Origin of the sequence: Frateuria edaphi (genome assembly GCF_021117405.1) — a bacterium.
GTDB classification, from domain to species: domain Bacteria; phylum Pseudomonadota; class Gammaproteobacteria; order Xanthomonadales; family Rhodanobacteraceae; genus Frateuria_A; species Frateuria_A edaphi.
Map to the genome: position 1 here is coordinate 3,356,358 of NZ_CP088251.1, position 16,671 is coordinate 3,373,028.

Annotated in this window: 16 protein-coding genes; 10 read left to right on the forward strand and 6 right to left on the reverse strand. The window is 68.4% G+C overall.

Translation table 11 applies throughout. The features are described 5' to 3' along the window. Positions 1-53: 53 nt before the first annotated feature. Positions 54-1,166: an S-(hydroxymethyl)glutathione dehydrogenase/class III alcohol dehydrogenase gene (locus LQ772_RS15595; RefSeq protein ID WP_231322088.1), complete on the reverse strand. Its 1,113-nt coding sequence runs from the start codon at positions 1,164-1,166 to the stop codon at positions 54-56. 103 nt (positions 1,167-1,269) lie between these two features. Further along, positions 1,270-2,184 carry a LysR substrate-binding domain-containing protein gene (locus tag LQ772_RS15600; RefSeq protein WP_231322090.1) on the reverse strand — a complete coding sequence of 305 codons (915 nt, stop codon included), beginning with the start codon at positions 2,182-2,184 and terminating at the stop codon, positions 1,270-1,272. 136 nt (positions 2,185-2,320) lie between these two features. Here LQ772_RS15600 and LQ772_RS15605 point away from each other — a divergent pair, with 136 nt between their 5' ends. Both LQ772_RS15605 and LQ772_RS15610 read left to right on the forward strand, forming a co-directional pair. Next, a complete protein-coding gene (locus LQ772_RS15605; protein ID WP_231322092.1) occupies positions 2,321-2,494 on the forward strand; it encodes a hypothetical protein in 174 nt (57 codons plus the stop codon). A gap of 151 nt (positions 2,495-2,645) precedes the next feature. After that, a complete protein-coding gene (locus LQ772_RS15610; RefSeq protein WP_231322094.1) occupies positions 2,646-3,596 on the forward strand; it encodes an aldo/keto reductase in 951 nt (316 codons plus the stop codon). A gap of 92 nt (positions 3,597-3,688) precedes the next feature. Here LQ772_RS15610 and LQ772_RS15615 read toward each other — a convergent pair whose 3' ends face one another. The 3 genes from LQ772_RS15615 to LQ772_RS15625 form a co-directional block, all read right to left on the reverse strand. Further along, entirely contained in the window at positions 3,689-5,923 is a 2,235-nt protein-coding gene (locus tag LQ772_RS15615; protein ID WP_231322097.1) for an NADP-dependent isocitrate dehydrogenase, read from the reverse strand. A gap of 228 nt (positions 5,924-6,151) precedes the next feature. Then, positions 6,152-6,556 carry a DUF4156 domain-containing protein gene (locus tag LQ772_RS15620; RefSeq protein WP_231322099.1) on the reverse strand — a complete coding sequence of 135 codons (405 nt, stop codon included), beginning with the start codon at positions 6,554-6,556 and terminating at the stop codon, positions 6,152-6,154. Positions 6,557-6,705: 149 nt separating this feature from the next. After that, positions 6,706-9,564, reverse strand: coding sequence for a M16 family metallopeptidase (locus LQ772_RS15625; protein WP_425600808.1), 2,859 nt, complete (start codon positions 9,562-9,564; stop codon positions 6,706-6,708). Between the two features lie 248 nt (positions 9,565-9,812). Here LQ772_RS15625 and LQ772_RS15630 point away from each other — a divergent pair, with 248 nt between their 5' ends. The 8 genes from LQ772_RS15630 to LQ772_RS15665 all read left to right on the forward strand — a co-directional run bounded on the left by LQ772_RS15630 (position 9,813) and on the right by LQ772_RS15665 (position 15,537). Continuing rightward, complete coding sequence (locus LQ772_RS15630) at positions 9,813-10,019, forward strand: hypothetical protein (RefSeq protein WP_231322101.1); 207 nt, start codon at positions 9,813-9,815, stop codon at positions 10,017-10,019. Positions 10,020-10,077: 58 nt separating this feature from the next. After that, positions 10,078-10,542 (forward strand): tRNA (cytidine(34)-2'-O)-methyltransferase, encoded by a 465-nt coding sequence (locus LQ772_RS15635; RefSeq protein WP_231322102.1) that lies wholly within the window; start codon positions 10,078-10,080, stop codon positions 10,540-10,542. Positions 10,543-10,653: 111 nt separating this feature from the next. Beyond that, positions 10,654-11,304 carry a ubiquinone biosynthesis accessory factor UbiJ gene (locus LQ772_RS15640; RefSeq protein ID WP_231322104.1) on the forward strand — a complete coding sequence of 217 codons (651 nt, stop codon included), beginning with the start codon at positions 10,654-10,656 and terminating at the stop codon, positions 11,302-11,304. Next, a complete protein-coding gene (gene ubiB / locus LQ772_RS15645; RefSeq protein ID WP_231322106.1) occupies positions 11,301-12,947 on the forward strand; it encodes a ubiquinone biosynthesis regulatory protein kinase UbiB in 1,647 nt (548 codons plus the stop codon). Before LQ772_RS15640 ends, ubiB begins: the two co-directional genes overlap by 4 nt. 145 nt (positions 12,948-13,092) lie before the next feature. After that, entirely contained in the window at positions 13,093-13,791 is a 699-nt protein-coding gene (locus tag LQ772_RS15650) for a pseudouridine synthase (protein WP_231322108.1), read from the forward strand. Between the two features lie 74 nt (positions 13,792-13,865). Then, positions 13,866-14,288 (forward strand): alternative ribosome rescue aminoacyl-tRNA hydrolase ArfB, encoded by a 423-nt coding sequence (gene arfB / locus LQ772_RS15655; RefSeq protein WP_231322111.1) that lies wholly within the window; start codon positions 13,866-13,868, stop codon positions 14,286-14,288. Beyond that, a complete protein-coding gene (locus LQ772_RS15660; RefSeq protein ID WP_231322113.1) occupies positions 14,285-14,902 on the forward strand; it encodes a 1-acyl-sn-glycerol-3-phosphate acyltransferase in 618 nt (205 codons plus the stop codon). The genes arfB and LQ772_RS15660 overlap by 4 nt, the downstream gene beginning before the upstream one ends. Continuing rightward, positions 14,902-15,537 (forward strand): LysE family translocator, encoded by a 636-nt coding sequence (locus LQ772_RS15665; protein WP_231322115.1) that lies wholly within the window; start codon positions 14,902-14,904, stop codon positions 15,535-15,537. Before LQ772_RS15660 ends, LQ772_RS15665 begins: the two co-directional genes overlap by 1 nt. Before the next feature lie 4 nt (positions 15,538-15,541). Here LQ772_RS15665 and LQ772_RS15670 read toward each other — a convergent pair whose 3' ends face one another. Next, a complete protein-coding gene (locus tag LQ772_RS15670; RefSeq protein ID WP_425600855.1) occupies positions 15,542-16,498 on the reverse strand; it encodes a LysR family transcriptional regulator in 957 nt (318 codons plus the stop codon). Between the last annotated feature and the right edge of the window lie 173 nt (positions 16,499-16,671).

The following is a 16,671-nucleotide window of genomic DNA, read 5'->3' on the forward strand; positions in this document are numbered from 1 at the left end:
CGCGCCCCATCCGCCCCTACGGGCACTTCCCCGCGAGCGGAGGAGAGAGGAGGTCAGTAGCGGATCACCGAGCGGATCACGCGACCCTCGTGCATGGCATCGAACGCCTCGTTGATGCGTTCCAGCGGCAATTCCTGGCTGACCATCTCGTCGATCCTGATCTCGCCCGCCAGGTAGCGCTCGACGTAGCCCGGCAGCTGCGAGCGGCCCTTGACCCCGCCGAACGCCGAGCCGCGCCACACGCGCCCGGTCACCAGCTGGAACGGCCGCGTGCGGATCTCCTGCCCCGCGCCGGCCACGCCGATGATCACCGACTCGCCCCAGCCCTTGTGGCAGCACTCCAGCGCTGCGCGCATCACGTCCACGTTGCCGATGCACTCGAACGAATAGTCCACGCCGCCGCCGGTGAGCTCGACGATCACCTGCTGGATCGGCGTGTCGGGATGGTCCTTCGGATTGACGCAATCGGTGGCGCCCAGCAGTTTCGCCATCTCGAACTTGGACGGATTGGTGTCGATGATCACGATGCGCCCGGCTTTCGCCATCACCGCGCCCTGCACCACCGACAGCCCGATGCCGCCGAGCCCGAACACCGCCACGCTCGCGCCCGGTTCCACCTTCGCGGTGTTGAGCACCGCACCGATGCCGGTGGTGATGCCGCAGCCGAGCAGGCAGACCTTCTCCAGCGGCGCGGCCTTGTTGATCTTCGCCACGGCGATCTCGGGCAGCACGGTGTATTCGCTGAAGGTGCTGGTGCCCATGTAGTGATGGATCAGCCGGCCGTCCTTGGAGAACCGGGACGTGCCGTCGGGCATCAACCCCTGGCCCTGGGTGGCGCGGATGCGCTGGCAGAGGTTGGTCTTGCCCGAGCGGCAGTATTCGCAGGTACCGCACTCGGGCGTGTACAGCGGGATGACGTGGTCACCCACGGCCAGCGTGGTCACGCCCTCGCCCACCTCTTCCACGATGCCGCCACCCTCGTGGCCCAGGATCGCCGGGAACAGGCCTTCCGGATCGGCGCCGGAGAGGGTGAACGCATCGGTGTGGCAGACGCCGGTGGCGACGATGCGCACCAGCACTTCGCCGGCCTTCGGGCCGGCCACTTCCACGTCCTCGATCGACAGCGGCTTGCCTGCTTGCCAGGCGACGGCGGCGCGGGATTTCATGGGCGGCTCCAGGCGGACGGAAACCCCGATGATGCCGCGCGCCGGCCACCGAAGGAACCGGTAGGCGCAGCGGTGCGCGCGCGTGAACTTGGCTCCAGCAGGGTCAGGCGTTGGCGGCCTTGTCCTCGCGCAGCCGCGGCATCTGCGTGCAGTACGCCTCGGCCTCGCCCAGCAGCCATTCGCGGAACACCTGCAGGCCGCGGTGCTCTTCCGAGCGCGGCGGGTAGACCAGCCAGTAAGCCTCGTGGATCGGCAGGTAGCGGTCGCCCAGCACCACCAGCCGACCGGCGTCGATCAGCGAGCGCGAGCTGACCATCCGTCCCAGTCCCACGCCCAGGCCCTCCAGCGCCGCGTGGCGCAGCGCGTCGGTACTGTCGAAATGCGCCACGTAGCGTTTGGGTGGCGTGCCGCCCACCTCCGCGAACCATTCGCGCCAGCGGTCGCCCGGGTCGCCCAGCAATGGCCAGTCGCCAAGCTGGCGGGGATCGGCCCCGCCCATGCGCGCAATCAGTTCGGGGGTGGCCACCGGCGCCAGCCACTCGCCAAACAGCCGTTCGCTGGTGAGCCCGGGCCATTGGCCGCGGCCGTAGCGCAACGCGGCGTCGACCGGCTCGCGCTCGAAATCCACCAACGTGGTGCCCGACTGCAGGTTGAGCTCCAGTTCCGGGTGCGCGGCGACCAGCCCGGGCAGCCTCGGCACCAGCCAGCTGGACATGATTCCCGAGCTCGCGCTCAGCGTGAGCGAGTCGTGCCGCCGCTCGCGATATCGCGCCAGCGCGTGGTCGATGCCATCGAAGTGCTCGCCCACCGCCTCGAGCAAGCCGCAACCTTCAGTGGTGAGCGTGACGCCGCGCGGGCCGCGCTCGAACAGGCGGCGGCCGAGACGATCTTCCAGCTGGCGAATCTGGTGGCTCAGCGCACTGACGGTGAGATTGGCCTGCACCGCCGCGCGCGACAGGTTGCCCACGCGGGCCACCCGCACGAACTGTTGCAACAGACCCAGCGGAACATGGCTCACGAGGTCGGCCTCCCAGGTGCATGTAGAGCCTTGAAATGCGCTCAAGGCTGGCTTGCGAATATATCGCTTTTTGGCCGTCCGAAGGCGACGTACCTTGAGCACACCCCAAGGCAACACATCCCACCCGGAGGTTCCCGTGAAACCGTTCTGGAAGCAGTTGCTGTACCTGCATGGCCACGCCCTGCCCACCGACCTGCGCTGGCGCGAGGACGCGCCGGAGGTACGCGGTCGCCGCGCGGCCCCGATCGTCAAACCGGTGGCACCGATGCTGCGCTGGCGCGATGCCCTGCGCGCTGCGTTGATCAGTTGATCGCAGCGCCTCCACAACAGCCACCTGTAGAACTGCAGGAGCGCACCAGTGCGCGACCGTGAGGCACCCGGTCGCGCATCGATGCGCTCCTGAGGTTGATTCCGTCGCAGCTGCTCTCCATTTCCTGGGATTCCCGCCCCGGAGAAACTCCATGCAACTGCGCCCGCTCGGCCGCTCGCCGCTTTCCATCGCCCCGCTCGCCTTTGGCGGCAATGTGTTTGGCTGGAGCGCGGACGAGAAGCGCTCCTTCGAGTTGCTCGATGCCTTCGTCGGCGCCGGCTTCAACCTGATCGACACCGCCGATGTCTATCCGGCCTGGGTGCCGGGCAACCGCGGCGGCGAATCGGAAACCATCATCGGCCGTTGGCTCAAGGCCCGCGGCAAGCGCGACCAGGTAGTGATCGCCACCAAGGTGGCCAAATGGGCCGAGCAGCCGGGCCTGTCACCGGTCAACATCCAGCAGGCGGTGGAAGGCTCGCTGCGACGCCTGCAGGTCGACTGCATCGACCTCTACCAGGCGCACGAGGATGACGCCTCGATACCCCTGAGCGAGACGCTGGGCGCGTTCGGACGGCTGATCGAACAGGGCAAGGTGCGCGTCATCGGCGCCTCCAACTACACCGCCGACCGCTTCGCCGAGGCGCTGAAGGTTTCGGCCGAACACGGCCTGCCCCGCTACGAATCGCTGCAACCGGAATACAACCTGCTGCGTCGTGCCGGCTACGAACGCGAGCTGGAGCCGCTGATCCGGCGCGAGCAGGTCGGCGTGATCAGCTACTACGCGCTGGCCAGCGGCTTCCTCTCCGGCAAGTACCGCAGCGAGGCGGATCTGGCCAAGAGCCGCGCGCGTGGCAACGGCGTGCGCAAGTATCTGGACCCGCGCGGGCTGGGTATCCTCGATGCTCTGGACCGCGTCGCCGCCAGCCACCAGTCCACGCCCGCGCAGGTGGCGCTGGCCTGGCTTATCGCCCGTCCCGGACTCACCGCGCCGATCGCCAGCGCCACCAGCGTGGAACAATTGCATGATTTGCTGGGCGCGGTGAAGCTCGCGCTGGCGCCGGAGGAGATCGCGGTGCTGGATCGGGCGAGCGCCGAAACCTGACCGCTGTGGAAGCGCACCCTGTGCGCGACCGCGGCGCACCGGTCGCGCACAGGCGTCCGTAAAGAAAAGGGCGCCCTGGGGCGCCCTTTCTTTTAGCCTTCCAGCGTCGCCAGCGCGTCGGTGAAGGTTTTGCTCGGTCGCATCGCCGCACTCGTGCGCGCCAGGTCCGGGTGGTAGTAGCCGCCGATGTCCACGGCTTTACCCTGCGCGCCATTCAACTCGGCCACGATGGTGGCTTCGTTGTCCGCCAGCGCCTTGGCCAGCGGGGCGAAGGTGGCCTTCAGTCCGGCATCCTCGTCCTGCGCGGCCAGCGCCTGCGCCCAGTACAGCGCCAGGTAGAAGTGGCTGCCGCGGTTGTCCAGCTCGCCGACCTTGCGCGCGGGCGACTTGTTGTTGTCCAGGATCCTGCCGTTGGCCTGGTCGAGCGCCTTGGCCAGCACCGCGGCACGCCGGTTGCCGTAGCGCTCGGCCAGATGCTCGAAGGAGGCGGCCAGCGCCAGGAACTCGCCCAGCGAATCCCAGCGCAGGTAGTCCTCTTCGACGAACTGCTGCACGTGCTTGGGCGCCGAGCCGCCGGCGCCGGTCTCGAACAGGCCGCCGCCGGCCATCAGCGGCACGATCGAGAGCATCTTGGCGCTGGTGCCCAGCTCCATGATCGGGAACAGGTCGGTGAGGTAATCGCGCAGCACGTTGCCGGTCACCGAGATGGTGTCCTGGCCCTTGCGGATCCGCTCCAGCGAGACGCGCATGGCCTCGACCGGCGACAGGATGCGGATGTCCAGTCCGGCGGTGTCGTGGTCCTTGAGGTAGCGCTCGACCTTGGCGATCAGCTGCGCGTCGTGCGCACGCGCCGGGTCCAGCCAGAACACCGCCGGCGTGCCGGAGAGGCGCGCGCGGCTAACGGCGAGCTTGACCCAGTCCTGGATCGGCGCGTCGCGGGTTTCGCACATGCGCCAGATGTCGCCGGCTTCGACCGCGTGCTCGAACACCGCGCGGCCATCCTGGTCGGTGACGCGCACGGTACCGTCGACGGCGATCTGGAACGTCTTGTCGTGCGACCCGTATTCCTCGGCCTTCTGCGCCATCAGGCCGACGTTGGGCACCGAGCCCATGGTGGCGGGATCGAACGCGCCGTGCGCCTTGCAGTCCTCGACCACCGCCTGGTAGATGCCGGCGTAGCTGCGGTCGGGAATCAGCGCGAGAGTGTCCTCGAGCTCGCCTTTGGCATTCCACATCTTGCCGGAGTCGCGGATCATCGCCGGCATCGAGGCGTCGACGATCACGTCGCTGGGCACGTGCAGGTTGGTGATGCCCTTGTCGGAGTTGACCATCGCCAGCGCCGGACGCTTCGCGTACCCGGCCTGGATGTCGGCCTTGATCGCCGCCTGCTTCTCCTCGGGCAGCTGCGACAGGCGCGCGTAGAGATCGCCGATGCCGTTGTTGGCGTCGAAACCGACCTGCTTGAGCTCGGCCGCGTATTTCGCGAGCACGTCCTTGTAGAACTCGCGCACCACCACGCCGAACATGATCGGGTCGGAGACCTTCATCATGGTGGCCTTCAGGTGCAGCGAGAACAGCACGCCGTCCGCCTTGGCGTCGGCGATCGCGCTGTCGACGAAGCGCGCCAGCGCGGCGCGGCTCATCACGGCCGTGTCGACGACTTCACCGGCCTGCACGGCGACCTTTTCCTTGAGCACCGTGGTCGTGCCGTCCTTGCCGACCAGCTCGATCTTCAGGCTGCCGCCCTTGTCCATCGTGGCCGACTGCTCGGAGCCGTAGAAGTCGCCGCCGTCCATGTGCGCCACGCGGGTCTTGGAGTCGGCGCTCCACTTGCCCATCTTGTGCGGATGCTTGCGCGCGTAGCTCTTCACCGAGGCCGGGGCGCGGCGGTCGGAATTGCCCTCGCGCAGCACCGGGTTGACCGCGCTGCCTTTGACCTTGTCGTAGCGCGCCTTGATGTTGTACTGCTCGACGTCGCCGTGGACCTCGTCGGGATAGTCCGGCAGTGCGTAACCCTGGGCCTGCAACTCCTTGATCGCGCTTTTAAGCTGCGGCACCGAGGCGCTGATGTTGGGCAGCTTGATGATGTTGGCGTTCGGCGTGGTGGCCAGCTGGCCGAGCTCGGCCAGGTCGTCGGCAATGCGCTGGCCTTCCTTCAGGTATTCGGGGAACTGCGAGAGGATGCGCCCGGCCAGGGAGATGTCGCGCGTCTCCACCTCGATGCCCGCGGTGTGCGCGAAGGCCTTGACGATCGGCAGCAGCGACTGGGTGGCCAGGAACGGCGCTTCATCGGTCAGGGTGTAGAGAATCTTCGGGGCCTGGGACATCGTCTGCGTGACCTCTCGTGCAAAGGCGTACGGGGAAGCGCGGCAAGGACCAGCCCGCGCCGCGAAGAAAAGGCAAGACGGCCATTTTCGCCCGAATGACCGGCGCTGGCTATCGCACGGGCATACGCGGGCGCACGGAAAGCCGGCGCACGTGCGTCAGGCGCGCGTGCGTGATCGGCAGGGCGGGGAACGCTCCGGTGACGGAGCGGGCGGACGCGACGGGCGTACTCAGCTGCCCTGGATCGGGTAGGTCTGCACGCCACCGCTCGCGGCGGGTGCCGGCTGGGTAGCCGGACGCGTGGCCGAGGCCGGGCGGGCGCTGCCGCACTGGTAGGCGCCCCAGGCCTGCTCGCCATCGACCGGCTCGCCCAGCGGCTTGACCGTATCGGCGTTCATCTTGGCCGCCTCGTTGCGCGCCATCACTTCCAGTTCGTCGCGCACCTTGATGTCGTTGCGGTCGACCGGGCCGACGCGTTCCATCACCGACACGGTGACCTTGCCCAGGTCGCGGCACTGCGAGACGTCGCCGCTCCAGGCCGTACGCACCTGCTTGCCCGCGTCGTTGAGGGTGATGCCCCAGGTGCAGGCGCCGAGGAGCAGGACGGGGACGAGCAGCAGCGGGGTCTTGCGCATGGAGGGGCTCCGGAGGGAATGCTGGGACAGCGCATCGTAGCGTGGAGCATGCACGGCCGGCACGAAGTCGCGCAGCGCCGTTTGCCTGCATGCAGGAAAGCCGCCCGCCCATCCGTCCCGTGGGGAACCGGAGGGCGGGCCATGCCGCCTCACTTCACCGGTTTGCCATCCGCATCGAGCACCTGCACCTTGCCCAGGTTCAGTGCGCGCACGGGCGCCTCGATCTTCTTGAGGTCGCCCACGATCACCCAGGTCAGGTGATCGGGACGGACGACTTCGTTGGCCGCCGCCTGAACCTGCGGGTCCTTCAACGCCTGGATGCGCGCCTTCTCGGTCTGGATCCAGTTGTCGGGACGGTCGTACAGGGCAATGTCTTCCAGCGCGCCCATCACCGCGGACGTGGTCTGGTACTCGCCGGGCAGGCTGCGCACGTCGCCTTCCTTGATCTTGGCGATTTCCTCGGCGCTCAGCGGATGCTTGCCGGCCACCCCGCGCGCCTCGGCAAGGATCTGCTGCGCCGACGGTGCGGTCTTGTCGGTCTGCACCGGCGCGTACATCAGGAACGGGCGCTGGCCCAGCGCATCGGGCATGAAGCTGTAGGCGCCGTAGGCCCAGTGCTTGTCCTCGCGCAGGTTCATGTTCAGGCGCGAGGTGAAGGTGCCGCCGAAGGCGCCGTTCATGGTCTCGATCGCCAGGTTGTTGTCGACCCGGGTCGAAGGCGCCAGGCCGCCGGCCAGGATCAGGCTTTGCTGCGCGCCGGGGCGATCGATCAGGTAGACACGCGAAGCGTCGGGGGACGCCACCTTGGCGAGGTTCTTCGCCGGCACCTTGCCCGCGCCCGGCTTCCAGTCGCCGAACACCTTGTTCAACTGCGGGATGATCCTGTCCAGCGTGGTGTCGCCGGCAACCAGGATCCGGACGTTGTCCGGCCGGATGAAGTCGCCCATGAAGCGGCGCATGTCATGGGCATCGAGCGCCGTGATCGAGGGCACCGTGCCCGAACCGGTGAACGGAATCGCGTAGGCGTGGCCTTCGCCGTAAAGCAGCGGCGGCAACGTGCGCAGCGCGATGCCGATCGGCTGGCTCTTCTCCTGCGCGATGCGCGCCAGCCACTGGCCGCGCAGGCGCGAGACATCGTCCGTGCGGAACGCCGGGTTGCGCACGATGTCGGCGAACAGCGCGAGCGACGGTTCCAGCTTGTCGTTCAGCGCGTTGAGCGAGACGTTGCACGCGTCCAGCCCGCAACCGCTGCCGATCTGCGCGCCCAGGCGCTGCTCGCGCTTGGCGATCTCGACCGAATCGAGGTCCTTGGTGCCTTCATCGAGCATCGCCATGGTGAAACTTGACGTGCCGAGCTTGCGGCCCTGGTCGGCGGCGTAGCCGGAGTCGAACATCAGCTGCACCTGCGTCGCCGGAACTTCGTGGCGCTCGGCCAGGGTGACCTCGATGCCGTTGGCGAGCTTGCCGTGCTGCAGGGTCGGGAAGGTGAGGCTGGGGAATTGGGTCACCTCGGGCACGCCCTTGGTACGGTCCACCGGGCTCTTGACGATGGTGTATTCGCCTTTGGCCGAAAGCTCGTCCATCGGCTTGCCCGGCTGCGCGGGGCGACCGGCGTAGGTGGCGAAGTCGGTGTCCTCGACCTTGCCGGGCGTCACGGTGACGGTGTAGTCGCCCTTGGCGATCCATCGGTTGGCCGAGGTCTTCACGCTGGCCGGGGTGGCGGCCATCAACGTGTCGAAATCCTTCAGGTAGGCGCCGGGGTCACCCTGGTAGAGCTGGCCCTCGGCCAGGATCGAAGCCTGCGTATTGACGCGTTCCAGGCCGCGCACGAACGCGGCACGGATGCCGGTCTTGACCCGCTCCAGCTCGTCGGCGGTGGGGCCGTCCTTGAGGAACTTCGCCCACTCGTCGGCCACCGCGGCCTCGACCCTGGCCGGGTCGGCGCCCTTCTTCACGTCCACCTGCAGTTCAAACAGGCTGGCCAGCACGTGCTGCTCGATGTCGACCGAGACATCGTCGGCGAGTTTGTCCTTGTAGACCAGGCGCTGGTACAGACGCGAGGTCTTGCCGCCGCCGAGCACCGCGGCGGCCAGTTGCAGCTGGTTGAGTTCGACGTCGGTGCGCGAGGGCACGTTCCACTCGCGGTAAATGCGCGTCTGCGCGACGTTGTCGGTCATCGAGCCGCGGGTGGACTTCTGGCGCGGTGTCACCCAGACCTGCGGTCGCGGCACGGCCGGGCCGGCGCCGATGTCGCCGAAGTACTTGAGCATCTTCTCCTTCGCCTGCGCCGGCGTGATGTCGCCGGCCAGCACCACCACCGTGTTGGCGGCGCCGTAGTAGTCCTTGAACCACTGCTTGACGTCGCCGAGCGAGGCGGCGTTCAAGTCTGCCATCGAGCCGATGGTGTCGTGGTGGTAGGGGTGGTTGGCCGGGAAGGCCTCGGCCTGGATCAGCTCGCTGACGCGGCCGTAAGGCTCGTTCTCGCCCTGGCGCTTCTCGTTCTGCACCACGCCGCGCTGCTCGTCCAGTTCCTTCTGGCCGATCGCGCCGAGCAGATGGCCCATGCGATCGGATTCCATCCACAGCGCCATGTCCAGCGCGGTGGTGGGCACGGTTTCGAAGTAGTTGGTGCGGTCCAGCCAGGTGGTGCCGTTCTGGTCGGTGGCGCCGGCCAGCTCGAACGGCTTGAAGTACTCGTCCTTGTGGTTCTCCGAGCCCTGGAACATCAGGTGCTCGAACAGGTGCGCGAAGCCGGTCTTGCCCTTCGGCTCATACGAGGAGCCCACGTGGTACCACACGCTCACCGCCACGACCGGCGCCTTGTGATCCTCGTGCACCACCACCGTCAGCCCATTGGGCAGGGTAAAGCGCTCGTACTTCAGCTCGGGGATCTTCTGTGCCTGCGCGGCCGGTGCATCGGTGGCCTGCGCCGGCAGCAGGGCCGGTCCAGCCAGCAGGCTGGCGGCGATCAGCGCCAGCACGGTCTTGGGTGGGAAACGCTTTGCCACGGTGAACCTCCTGCGTCACGAAAGAGGCCCGAGGCTATCGGTCCGGGGCAAACCAGCACAAGCGACAAAGGCCATGGCTGTCCGGATGGTGTCCGCCCGCGGACCGCGCAGTGTCCGCGGACAACCCGGGCGCATCGCTCCTTCGCGGGAAGGTATCCATGAATCAATGGGTTAGCGTTACCTCACGACTGGCACGAGCCTTGCCACTCCGTTGGCAGGATTCCACTCCCTCTCCAAGGAACGTCGCCATGAAACTCGAAACCCTGTTGCTGCGCAGCCTGTTCGCCGCCTGCCTGCTGGTATGCGGCTGGATCATGGCCTCGATGCTGTTCATGCCCGGACCGGTGCAGCTGGCCGGCGCCGGCGACGGTGCCGCGCTAGGCGTGACGCTGGCCGTGCCCGGCGCCTGCATGCTGCCGCCCGACGGCGTCGTTTGCCCGCGCGTGGAAAGCTGAGCATTCGAAGCGGTCTACCGCCGGCCCATCGACGGGCCGCGCAGCGGATAATGGGCGGATGCTGCATGTCATCCTCTTCCGCCCCGAAATCCCGCCGAACACCGGCAACGCCATCCGCCTTTGCGCCAACACTGGCGCGTCGTTGCACCTGATCCGCCCGCTCGGCTTCGAACTGGACGACGCCCGTCTGCGCCGCGCGGGGCTGGACTACCACGAGTACGCGCGCGTCACGGTGCACGAGGACCTGCCCGCCTGCCTGGCCGCGCTCGGCGAGCCGCGCGTGTTCGCCTATTCCACCCGGGGCCGCCTGGCCCACGTGGATGCCCGCTATAGCGAAGGCGACGCCCTGCTGTTCGGCTGCGAAACCGCCGGCCTTCCCGATGAGGTGCTGGACGCCATTCCGCCGGATCAGCGCCTGCGCCTGCCAATGCGCCCGGACAGCCGCAGCCTCAACCTGTCCAACAGCGTGGCGGTGGCGGTCTACGAGGCCTGGCGCCAGCTGGGCTTCGCCGGATCGGTGTAGCAGCGCCCTTGGGCGCGGCCGCCCTCGGCCAACCCAGCGATCGGAGATGGCGGTTGCGCCCAAGGCGCTTCGACGGGAACCGGAATCGGCCCCGCCCGCTACAATCGCCGGATGAACGTCCCCATCCCGAATGCCTGGCTCCCGCAGCCGCTGCGCAAGCTCGCCGGCAGCGCGCTGGAAGCCGCGCTCAACCACACGCTCTCGCTCGATCCCGATACGAAGCAGAAGCTCGCGGCGCTGGCTGGCCGCAGCATCCAGCTGCACCTGCGCGGACCGGAGCTGGCCCTCAGCGTGACGGTGGAGGGCGATCGCCTGAAGGTTGGTCCACCGCAGGACGTGAGCCAATTGCGCGTCGCGGCCAGCCCCGGCAGCCTCCTGGCCATGGCGCTGCGCCGGGGCGACGAGGGCGTTTCACCGCGCAAGGTGGAGATCGCCGGCGACGCCGATCTTGCGCGCCGGCTGGAGAAGCTCGCCAGCGCCTTCCAGCCGGATTTCGAGGAGGCCTTCGCGCGCAGCTTTGGCGACGTGCTCGGTGTGCCGCTCGCCCAGGCGATCGCCAAGGGCCTGCGGCATGCGCGCGAGAGCACGCAGCATTTCACCGAGGACGGCGCCGACTGGCTGCGCGACGAAGCAAGGCTGACCCCGGCGATGGGCGAGGTGGACGATTTTCTCGACGGCGTGGACGCGCTGCGCGAGCGCGCCGAACGCCTGGAAGCCCGCCTGGCGCGCCTGCGCCAGCGCACGTCGGGGCCGCGCGCATGACGCCGCTCAAGGTATTGCCGGGTGCGCTGCGGGTCGCCTCGGTGCTGCTCGCATGGCGGCTGGACGAGCTGGTCGATGCGGCGCACCTGTACCGCCCGCTCAAGCTGCTGCGCCCGATCCTGGCCCGCACGCGCCCCGGCGCGCGCGAACTGCCGCGCGGCGCGCGATTGCGCATGGCGCTGACCGAGCTGGGGCCGATCTTCGTCAAGGCAGGCCAAGTGCTGTCGACCCGGCGCGACCTCATTCCCACCGACATCGCCGACGAGCTGGCCGAGCTGCAGGACCGGGTGCCGCCGTTCCCCGGCGCCGAGGCGCGCGCCATCGTCGAGCACGAGTTGAAGGCCAAGATTGGACGCCTATACGCCCATTTCGACGAAGTCCCCCTCGCTTCCGCGTCGATCGCCCAGGTGCACGCTGCCACGCTGCACGACGGCGCCGCGGTGGTGGTCAAGGTACTGCGGCCGGGCATCCAGGCGAAGATTGCCCGCGACGTGGCGCTGATGCGCTCGCTGGGTGAACTTGCTCAGCGCTGGCACCCCAATGCCGACAAGATCCGCCCGCTCGACGTCGTCGCCGAGGTGGAAAAGATGCTGGCCAACGAGCTGGACTTGCAGCGCGAAGGCGCCAGCGCCAGCCTGCTCAAGCGCAACTTCGAAAGCGGCGTGGATCTCTACGTGCCCGCCGTCCACTGGGACTTCACCGCCGAACGCGTGCTCACGCTCGAGCGCGTGCATGGCGTCAGCGTGGACGACGTGGCGGCCATCGATGCTGCCGGCATCGATCGCAAGGCGCTGGCCGCCAAGGGCGTCCGCGTGTTCTACGAGCAGGTGTTCCGCGACAACTTCTTCCACGCCGACGCGCACCCGGGGAACATCTGGGTCGACCTGGAGCGGCGCGAGGAGCCACGCTTCGTGGCACTGGATTTCGGCATCATGGGGTCGCTCCCCGAGGCCGACCAGTACTGGCTGGCGCAGAACTTCATCGCCCTGTTCGAGCGTGATTACGCGCGCATCGCCCAACTCCACGTGGCCGCCGGGTGGATGCCCGCGACGGTACGGCTGGACGAACTCGAAGCGGCCGTGCGCACGGTGTGCGAGCCCTACTTCACGCGCCCGCTGTCGCAGATCTCGCTGGCCGAGGTGGTGGTCAAGCTGTTCCAGACCGCGCGTCGCTTCGAGCTGACGCTGCAGCCGCAGCTGATCCTGTTGCAGAAGACCCTGCTCAACATCGAGGGTGTCGGGCGCATGCTCGATCCCGACATCGACATCTGGGCGGTGGCCCATCCGGTGTTGAAGCGCATCCTGCGCGAGCGCTACAGCGCGCGGCGCACGTTGCGCGCGGTGCGCCAGCGGCTGCCCGAATGGCTGCATGCCGCACCGCAACTGCCTGAGCTCGTGCGCGATGCCCTTCGCCAGACGGCCAGCGGCGAGCAGCGGCAGCTGACCGATCCGGCGGAGCTTGCGCTGCACGCGGAGCTCGCGCTGCGCCGGCGGCGCGCGCTGCTCGGCGGACTGTTCGGCACGGCGTTGCTCGGCTGCGCCACCCTGCTTTGGATCGCCGGTGGGCCGGATGGCTCCGATTGGGTCGCGCTCGGCTGCCTGGCCGCCGCCCTGCTCGCCTTCCTGACCAGCGCCCGCCGCTGACCCGAAGCGGAGGAAGCCTTGCATCGCCGACGTGCCGCCTGGGAGGCGCACCCTGGGCACGACCGCGCGCCTGCCGGTCCCCGAGCGCGATCGGCCGCAGCGCGCGCTCCTGCAGGTCGCCCACACCTAAGCTCCTGACGAAACCATGCTCGAGATTCTTTACCAGGACGACTCCCTGCTCGCGGTCAACAAGCCCGCGGGCTTGCCCGTGCACCGTTCGAAGCTGATCGGGCCCGCCGACGCCTTCCTGATCGACCTGCTGCGTGAACAGGTGGGCGGCGAGCTGTTCCTCGCCCATCGACTGGACCGCGCGACCAGTGGCGTGCTGCTGGTCGCCCGCTCGGCCGCCGTGGCCGCGGCGCTGGGCGAACAGTTCATGGGGCGCGAGGTGCACAAGCAGTACCTGGCGGTGGTGCGCGGCTGGCCCGAACCGACCGAAGGCCTGGTCGACTATCCGCTGCCAGGCTCGCGCGAGACCGGTCCGCGCCGCGAGGCGCGCACCCGCTACCAGCGCCTGGCCACGGTCGAGGTGCCGATCGCGCTGGGCCGCTATCCGCAGCAACGCTACGCACTGGTGCTCGCGGAACCCGAGACCGGCCGCTTCCGCCAGATCCGCAAGCACATGGCACACCTGCGCCATCCGGTGATCGGCGATTGCCAGCACGGGCGCAGCGATCACAACCGCCTCTACAAGCAGCACTTCGGCTGCCATCGCATGCTCCTGCACGCCTGGCGGCTGCGGTTCGCGCATCCGGCCATCGGCGCGCCGATGGCGCTGGAAGCCCCGTTGGACGACATGTTCCGGGCGATGCTGGCGCGCTTCGGCTGGGGGCTGGCGGGCTGAAAGCCCACCCTACCGGCCATCGCCACCGTCGGGCGGGCTTCAGCCCGCCAACCGCAATCCCCTAAACTGCGCCGATGCTGCAGATCAGCCGCACCCTCACCCTCCCTGATGCCGAACTGACCGAGCGCTTTCTGCGCGCGGACGGCCCCGGCGGGCAACACGTCAACCGCACCGAGAGCGCGGTGGAGTTGCGTTTCGATGTCGCTTCCTCGCCCTCGCTGCCGGAGCCGGTGCGTGCACGCCTGCTCTCGCGTCGCGACCGGCGCATGACCGAGGAGGGCGTGCTGGTAATCCAGGCTCGCCGCTTCCGCGAGCAGGCCCGCAACCGCGACGATGCGCGCGAACGCCTCGCCGACATCGTGCGCAGTGCGCTGGTGGCGCCAAAAAAGCGCGTCGCGACCCGTCCCACGCGCGCTTCGAAGGAGCGCCGGCTGGCCGGCAAGCAGCAGCGGGGCAAGCTCAAGCAGAACCGCACCCGCGACTGGAGCGGCGAATGACCGATTCCATCCTGCCGCCGGTGCCGCCGCAGGCCCCGCGGATCGACAGTCGCTTCTGGCCCTGGCTGATGCGGGGTCTGTTGCGCCTGTCCGGCTGGCGCCTGCTCGGCGAGCTGCCGGACGTGCCGAAGCTGATCATCATCGGCGCGCCACACTCGTCCTACTGGGATGGCGTGTGGGGCCTGATGATGAAGATCGCCCTGGGCGCGGACATCAAGGTCATGATCAAGCGTGAGGTGCTCGACAGTCCGCTCGGGCTGATCCTGCGCCCGCTGGGCATGATCGGCATCAATCGCAAGGCCGCGCTCAACGTGGTCGGGCAGATGGTGCGCCGCTTCGCCGATCATCCGCGCATGTGGCTCGGCATCACGCCCGAAGGCACGCGCAAGCACGTCATGCACTGGAAGAGCGGCTTCCTGCGCATCGCGCGCGAGGCCGAGGTGCCGATCCTGCCGGTGTTCCTGGACTATCCCACCAAGACTTTCACGCTGGGCACGCCGCAGTACGCCACCGACGATCCGGATGCCGACATGGCGCGCATCCGTGCGCTGTTCCGCGGCTACCGCGGCAAGCACCGGAATACCGAAAAACCCGAACCGGACCCGGACGTGTAATGGCCGCCCTGGGCATCGCGCATTTCGGCGCATTCCTGCTCGCCTGCCTGGCGCTCAACCTCACGCCGGGGCTGGACACCTTCTACATTCTCGCCCGCAGCGGGCGCGAGGGACGCGCGGTGGGTTTTGCCGCGGCGCTGGGGATCAACGCCGGTTGCGTGGTGCACACGGCGGCGGCGGTGCTGGGCGTGTCGGCAATCCTGATGACTTCCGCGCTGGCTTTCAGCCTGCTGAAGTACCTAGGCGCCGCCTACCTGGTATGGATTGGCCTGCGCATGCTGCTCGCGCGCTCCACCACGCGCCCGCCCGCCGCGACCCGTGGCCAGGGCATGGGCGCGGCCTTCCGCCAAGGCCTGCTGACCAACGTGCTCAACCCCAAGGTCGCGTTGTTCTACCTGGCGTTCCTGCCGCAGTTCGTCTCGCCGCAGGGCGGCCATCCGCAGCTGGCGCTGCTGGTGCTGGGCGTGAGCTTCATTGGCACAGGCCTGAGCTGGTCGCTGGTGCTGGCGCTGCTTGGCGGGCGAATCCACCGGCTGTTGCTGGCCCGCCCGCGCCTGGGCGGCTGGATGGACCGCTTCTGCGGCACGGTACTGCTGGGCTTCGGCCTGCGGCTGGCGTTGCAGCGGCAGGCCTGATCGCCTAGCGACCCGAGTGGCCCGACTCGTCGTGCTCGCGATGGGTCAGCAGGCCCGGCTTGACCATGTCGACGAACGCGCGCGCCTCCGGGCTCAGGAACTTGCCCTTGCGCATCACCACGCCGTAGCTGCGCTGGGGAAAGAACCGCTTCATGTTGCGCACGGCAAGGCGCGTGCGGTCGGCCTCGGTGATGCAAATGCCGGTGACGATCGAAATCCCCAGGCCTGCGGCGACGTACTCTTTGATCACCTCCCAGCCGCCGACCTCGATCGCCACCTGGTAAGGCACCTGGCGCTGCTGGAACACCAGATCGACCAGCCGATAGGTGGACAGCCGTTGCGGCGGCAGGATCAACCCGTAGGGCGAGAGATCCTCCAGTGCGATCTCCGCTTTGTGTGCCAGCGGGTGGTCCAGCGGCGTGATCAGCATGGGGTCGAAATGGCGCAGCGGCGCCCAGGCGATGTCGTTGGGCACGTCCAGCATCGAGCCGACCGCGAAGTCGGCCTCGTCCGCGCGCAGCAGCGCGAGCCCGTCGCGTCCGGTGACATTGGCCAGTTGCAGATGCACAGCCGGGAACGCCTCGCGGTAGCGGCGCACCAGTTCGGGCAGCAGGTACTGGATGGTCGAGGCCCCGGCGGCGATGGTCAGGCGACCCGCCGTGAGGCCCTTCACGCGCGCCTGGAAATCGCGATCCAGGTTCTCCCAGCCCTCGATCAGCGGGCGAGCCAGTTCGTACAACGCCTCGCCCGCATCGGTGAGGTTGATGCGTCGTCGCCGCCGTTCCAGCAGCGGCACGCCTAGTTCACGCTCCAGGGCCTGCAATTGCAGGGTGACGGTCGGCTGGGAGAGGAACAGCGACTCGGCCGCACGGGTGAGCGTCCCCAGCTTGACGATGCTGACGAAGGCGCGCAGCTGCTTGTGGCGATTGCCCTTGTAGTAGTAGCGCTCGGCAGCCTCCACTGCCTTCTGGCCCGTCGCGGCCGCTTTGCGCGCTCCGGCCCGTCGCGCCTGCCCCGTCCGATTCATGGCAACTTCCCTCACAAACGAGCGTGATAGCGAACTTTTGCTGACTAGTTTGAATTTTTCAATAAGAAAGATTGAAACATTCGCTTTGTCAAAGGCTGGCATGGAGG

Bases quoted from the DNA above. Each gene is read 5' to 3' on its own strand.
- LQ772_RS15595 (WP_231322088.1), bottom strand. From the start codon at position 1,166: ATGAAATCCCGCGCCGCCGTCGCCTGGCAAGCAGGCAAGCCGCTGTCG.
- LQ772_RS15610 (WP_231322094.1), top strand. From the start codon at position 2,646: ATGCAACTGCGCCCGCTCGGCCGCTCGCCGCTTTCCATCGCCCCGCTC.
- LQ772_RS15615 (WP_231322097.1), bottom strand. From the start codon at position 5,923: ATGTCCCAGGCCCCGAAGATTCTCTACACCCTGACCGATGAAGCGCCG.
- LQ772_RS15620 (WP_231322099.1), bottom strand. From the start codon at position 6,556: ATGCGCAAGACCCCGCTGCTGCTCGTCCCCGTCCTGCTCCTCGGCGCC.
- LQ772_RS15630 (WP_231322101.1), top strand. From the start codon at position 9,813: ATGAAACTCGAAACCCTGTTGCTGCGCAGCCTGTTCGCCGCCTGCCTG.
- LQ772_RS15635 (WP_231322102.1), top strand. From the start codon at position 10,078: ATGCTGCATGTCATCCTCTTCCGCCCCGAAATCCCGCCGAACACCGGC.
- LQ772_RS15640 (WP_231322104.1), top strand. From the start codon at position 10,654: ATGAACGTCCCCATCCCGAATGCCTGGCTCCCGCAGCCGCTGCGCAAG.
- ubiB (WP_231322106.1), top strand. From the start codon at position 11,301: ATGACGCCGCTCAAGGTATTGCCGGGTGCGCTGCGGGTCGCCTCGGTG.
- LQ772_RS15650 (WP_231322108.1), top strand. From the start codon at position 13,093: ATGCTCGAGATTCTTTACCAGGACGACTCCCTGCTCGCGGTCAACAAG.
- arfB (WP_231322111.1), top strand. From the start codon at position 13,866: ATGCTGCAGATCAGCCGCACCCTCACCCTCCCTGATGCCGAACTGACC.
- LQ772_RS15660 (WP_231322113.1), top strand. From the start codon at position 14,285: ATGACCGATTCCATCCTGCCGCCGGTGCCGCCGCAGGCCCCGCGGATC.
- LQ772_RS15665 (WP_231322115.1), top strand. From the start codon at position 14,902: ATGGCCGCCCTGGGCATCGCGCATTTCGGCGCATTCCTGCTCGCCTGC.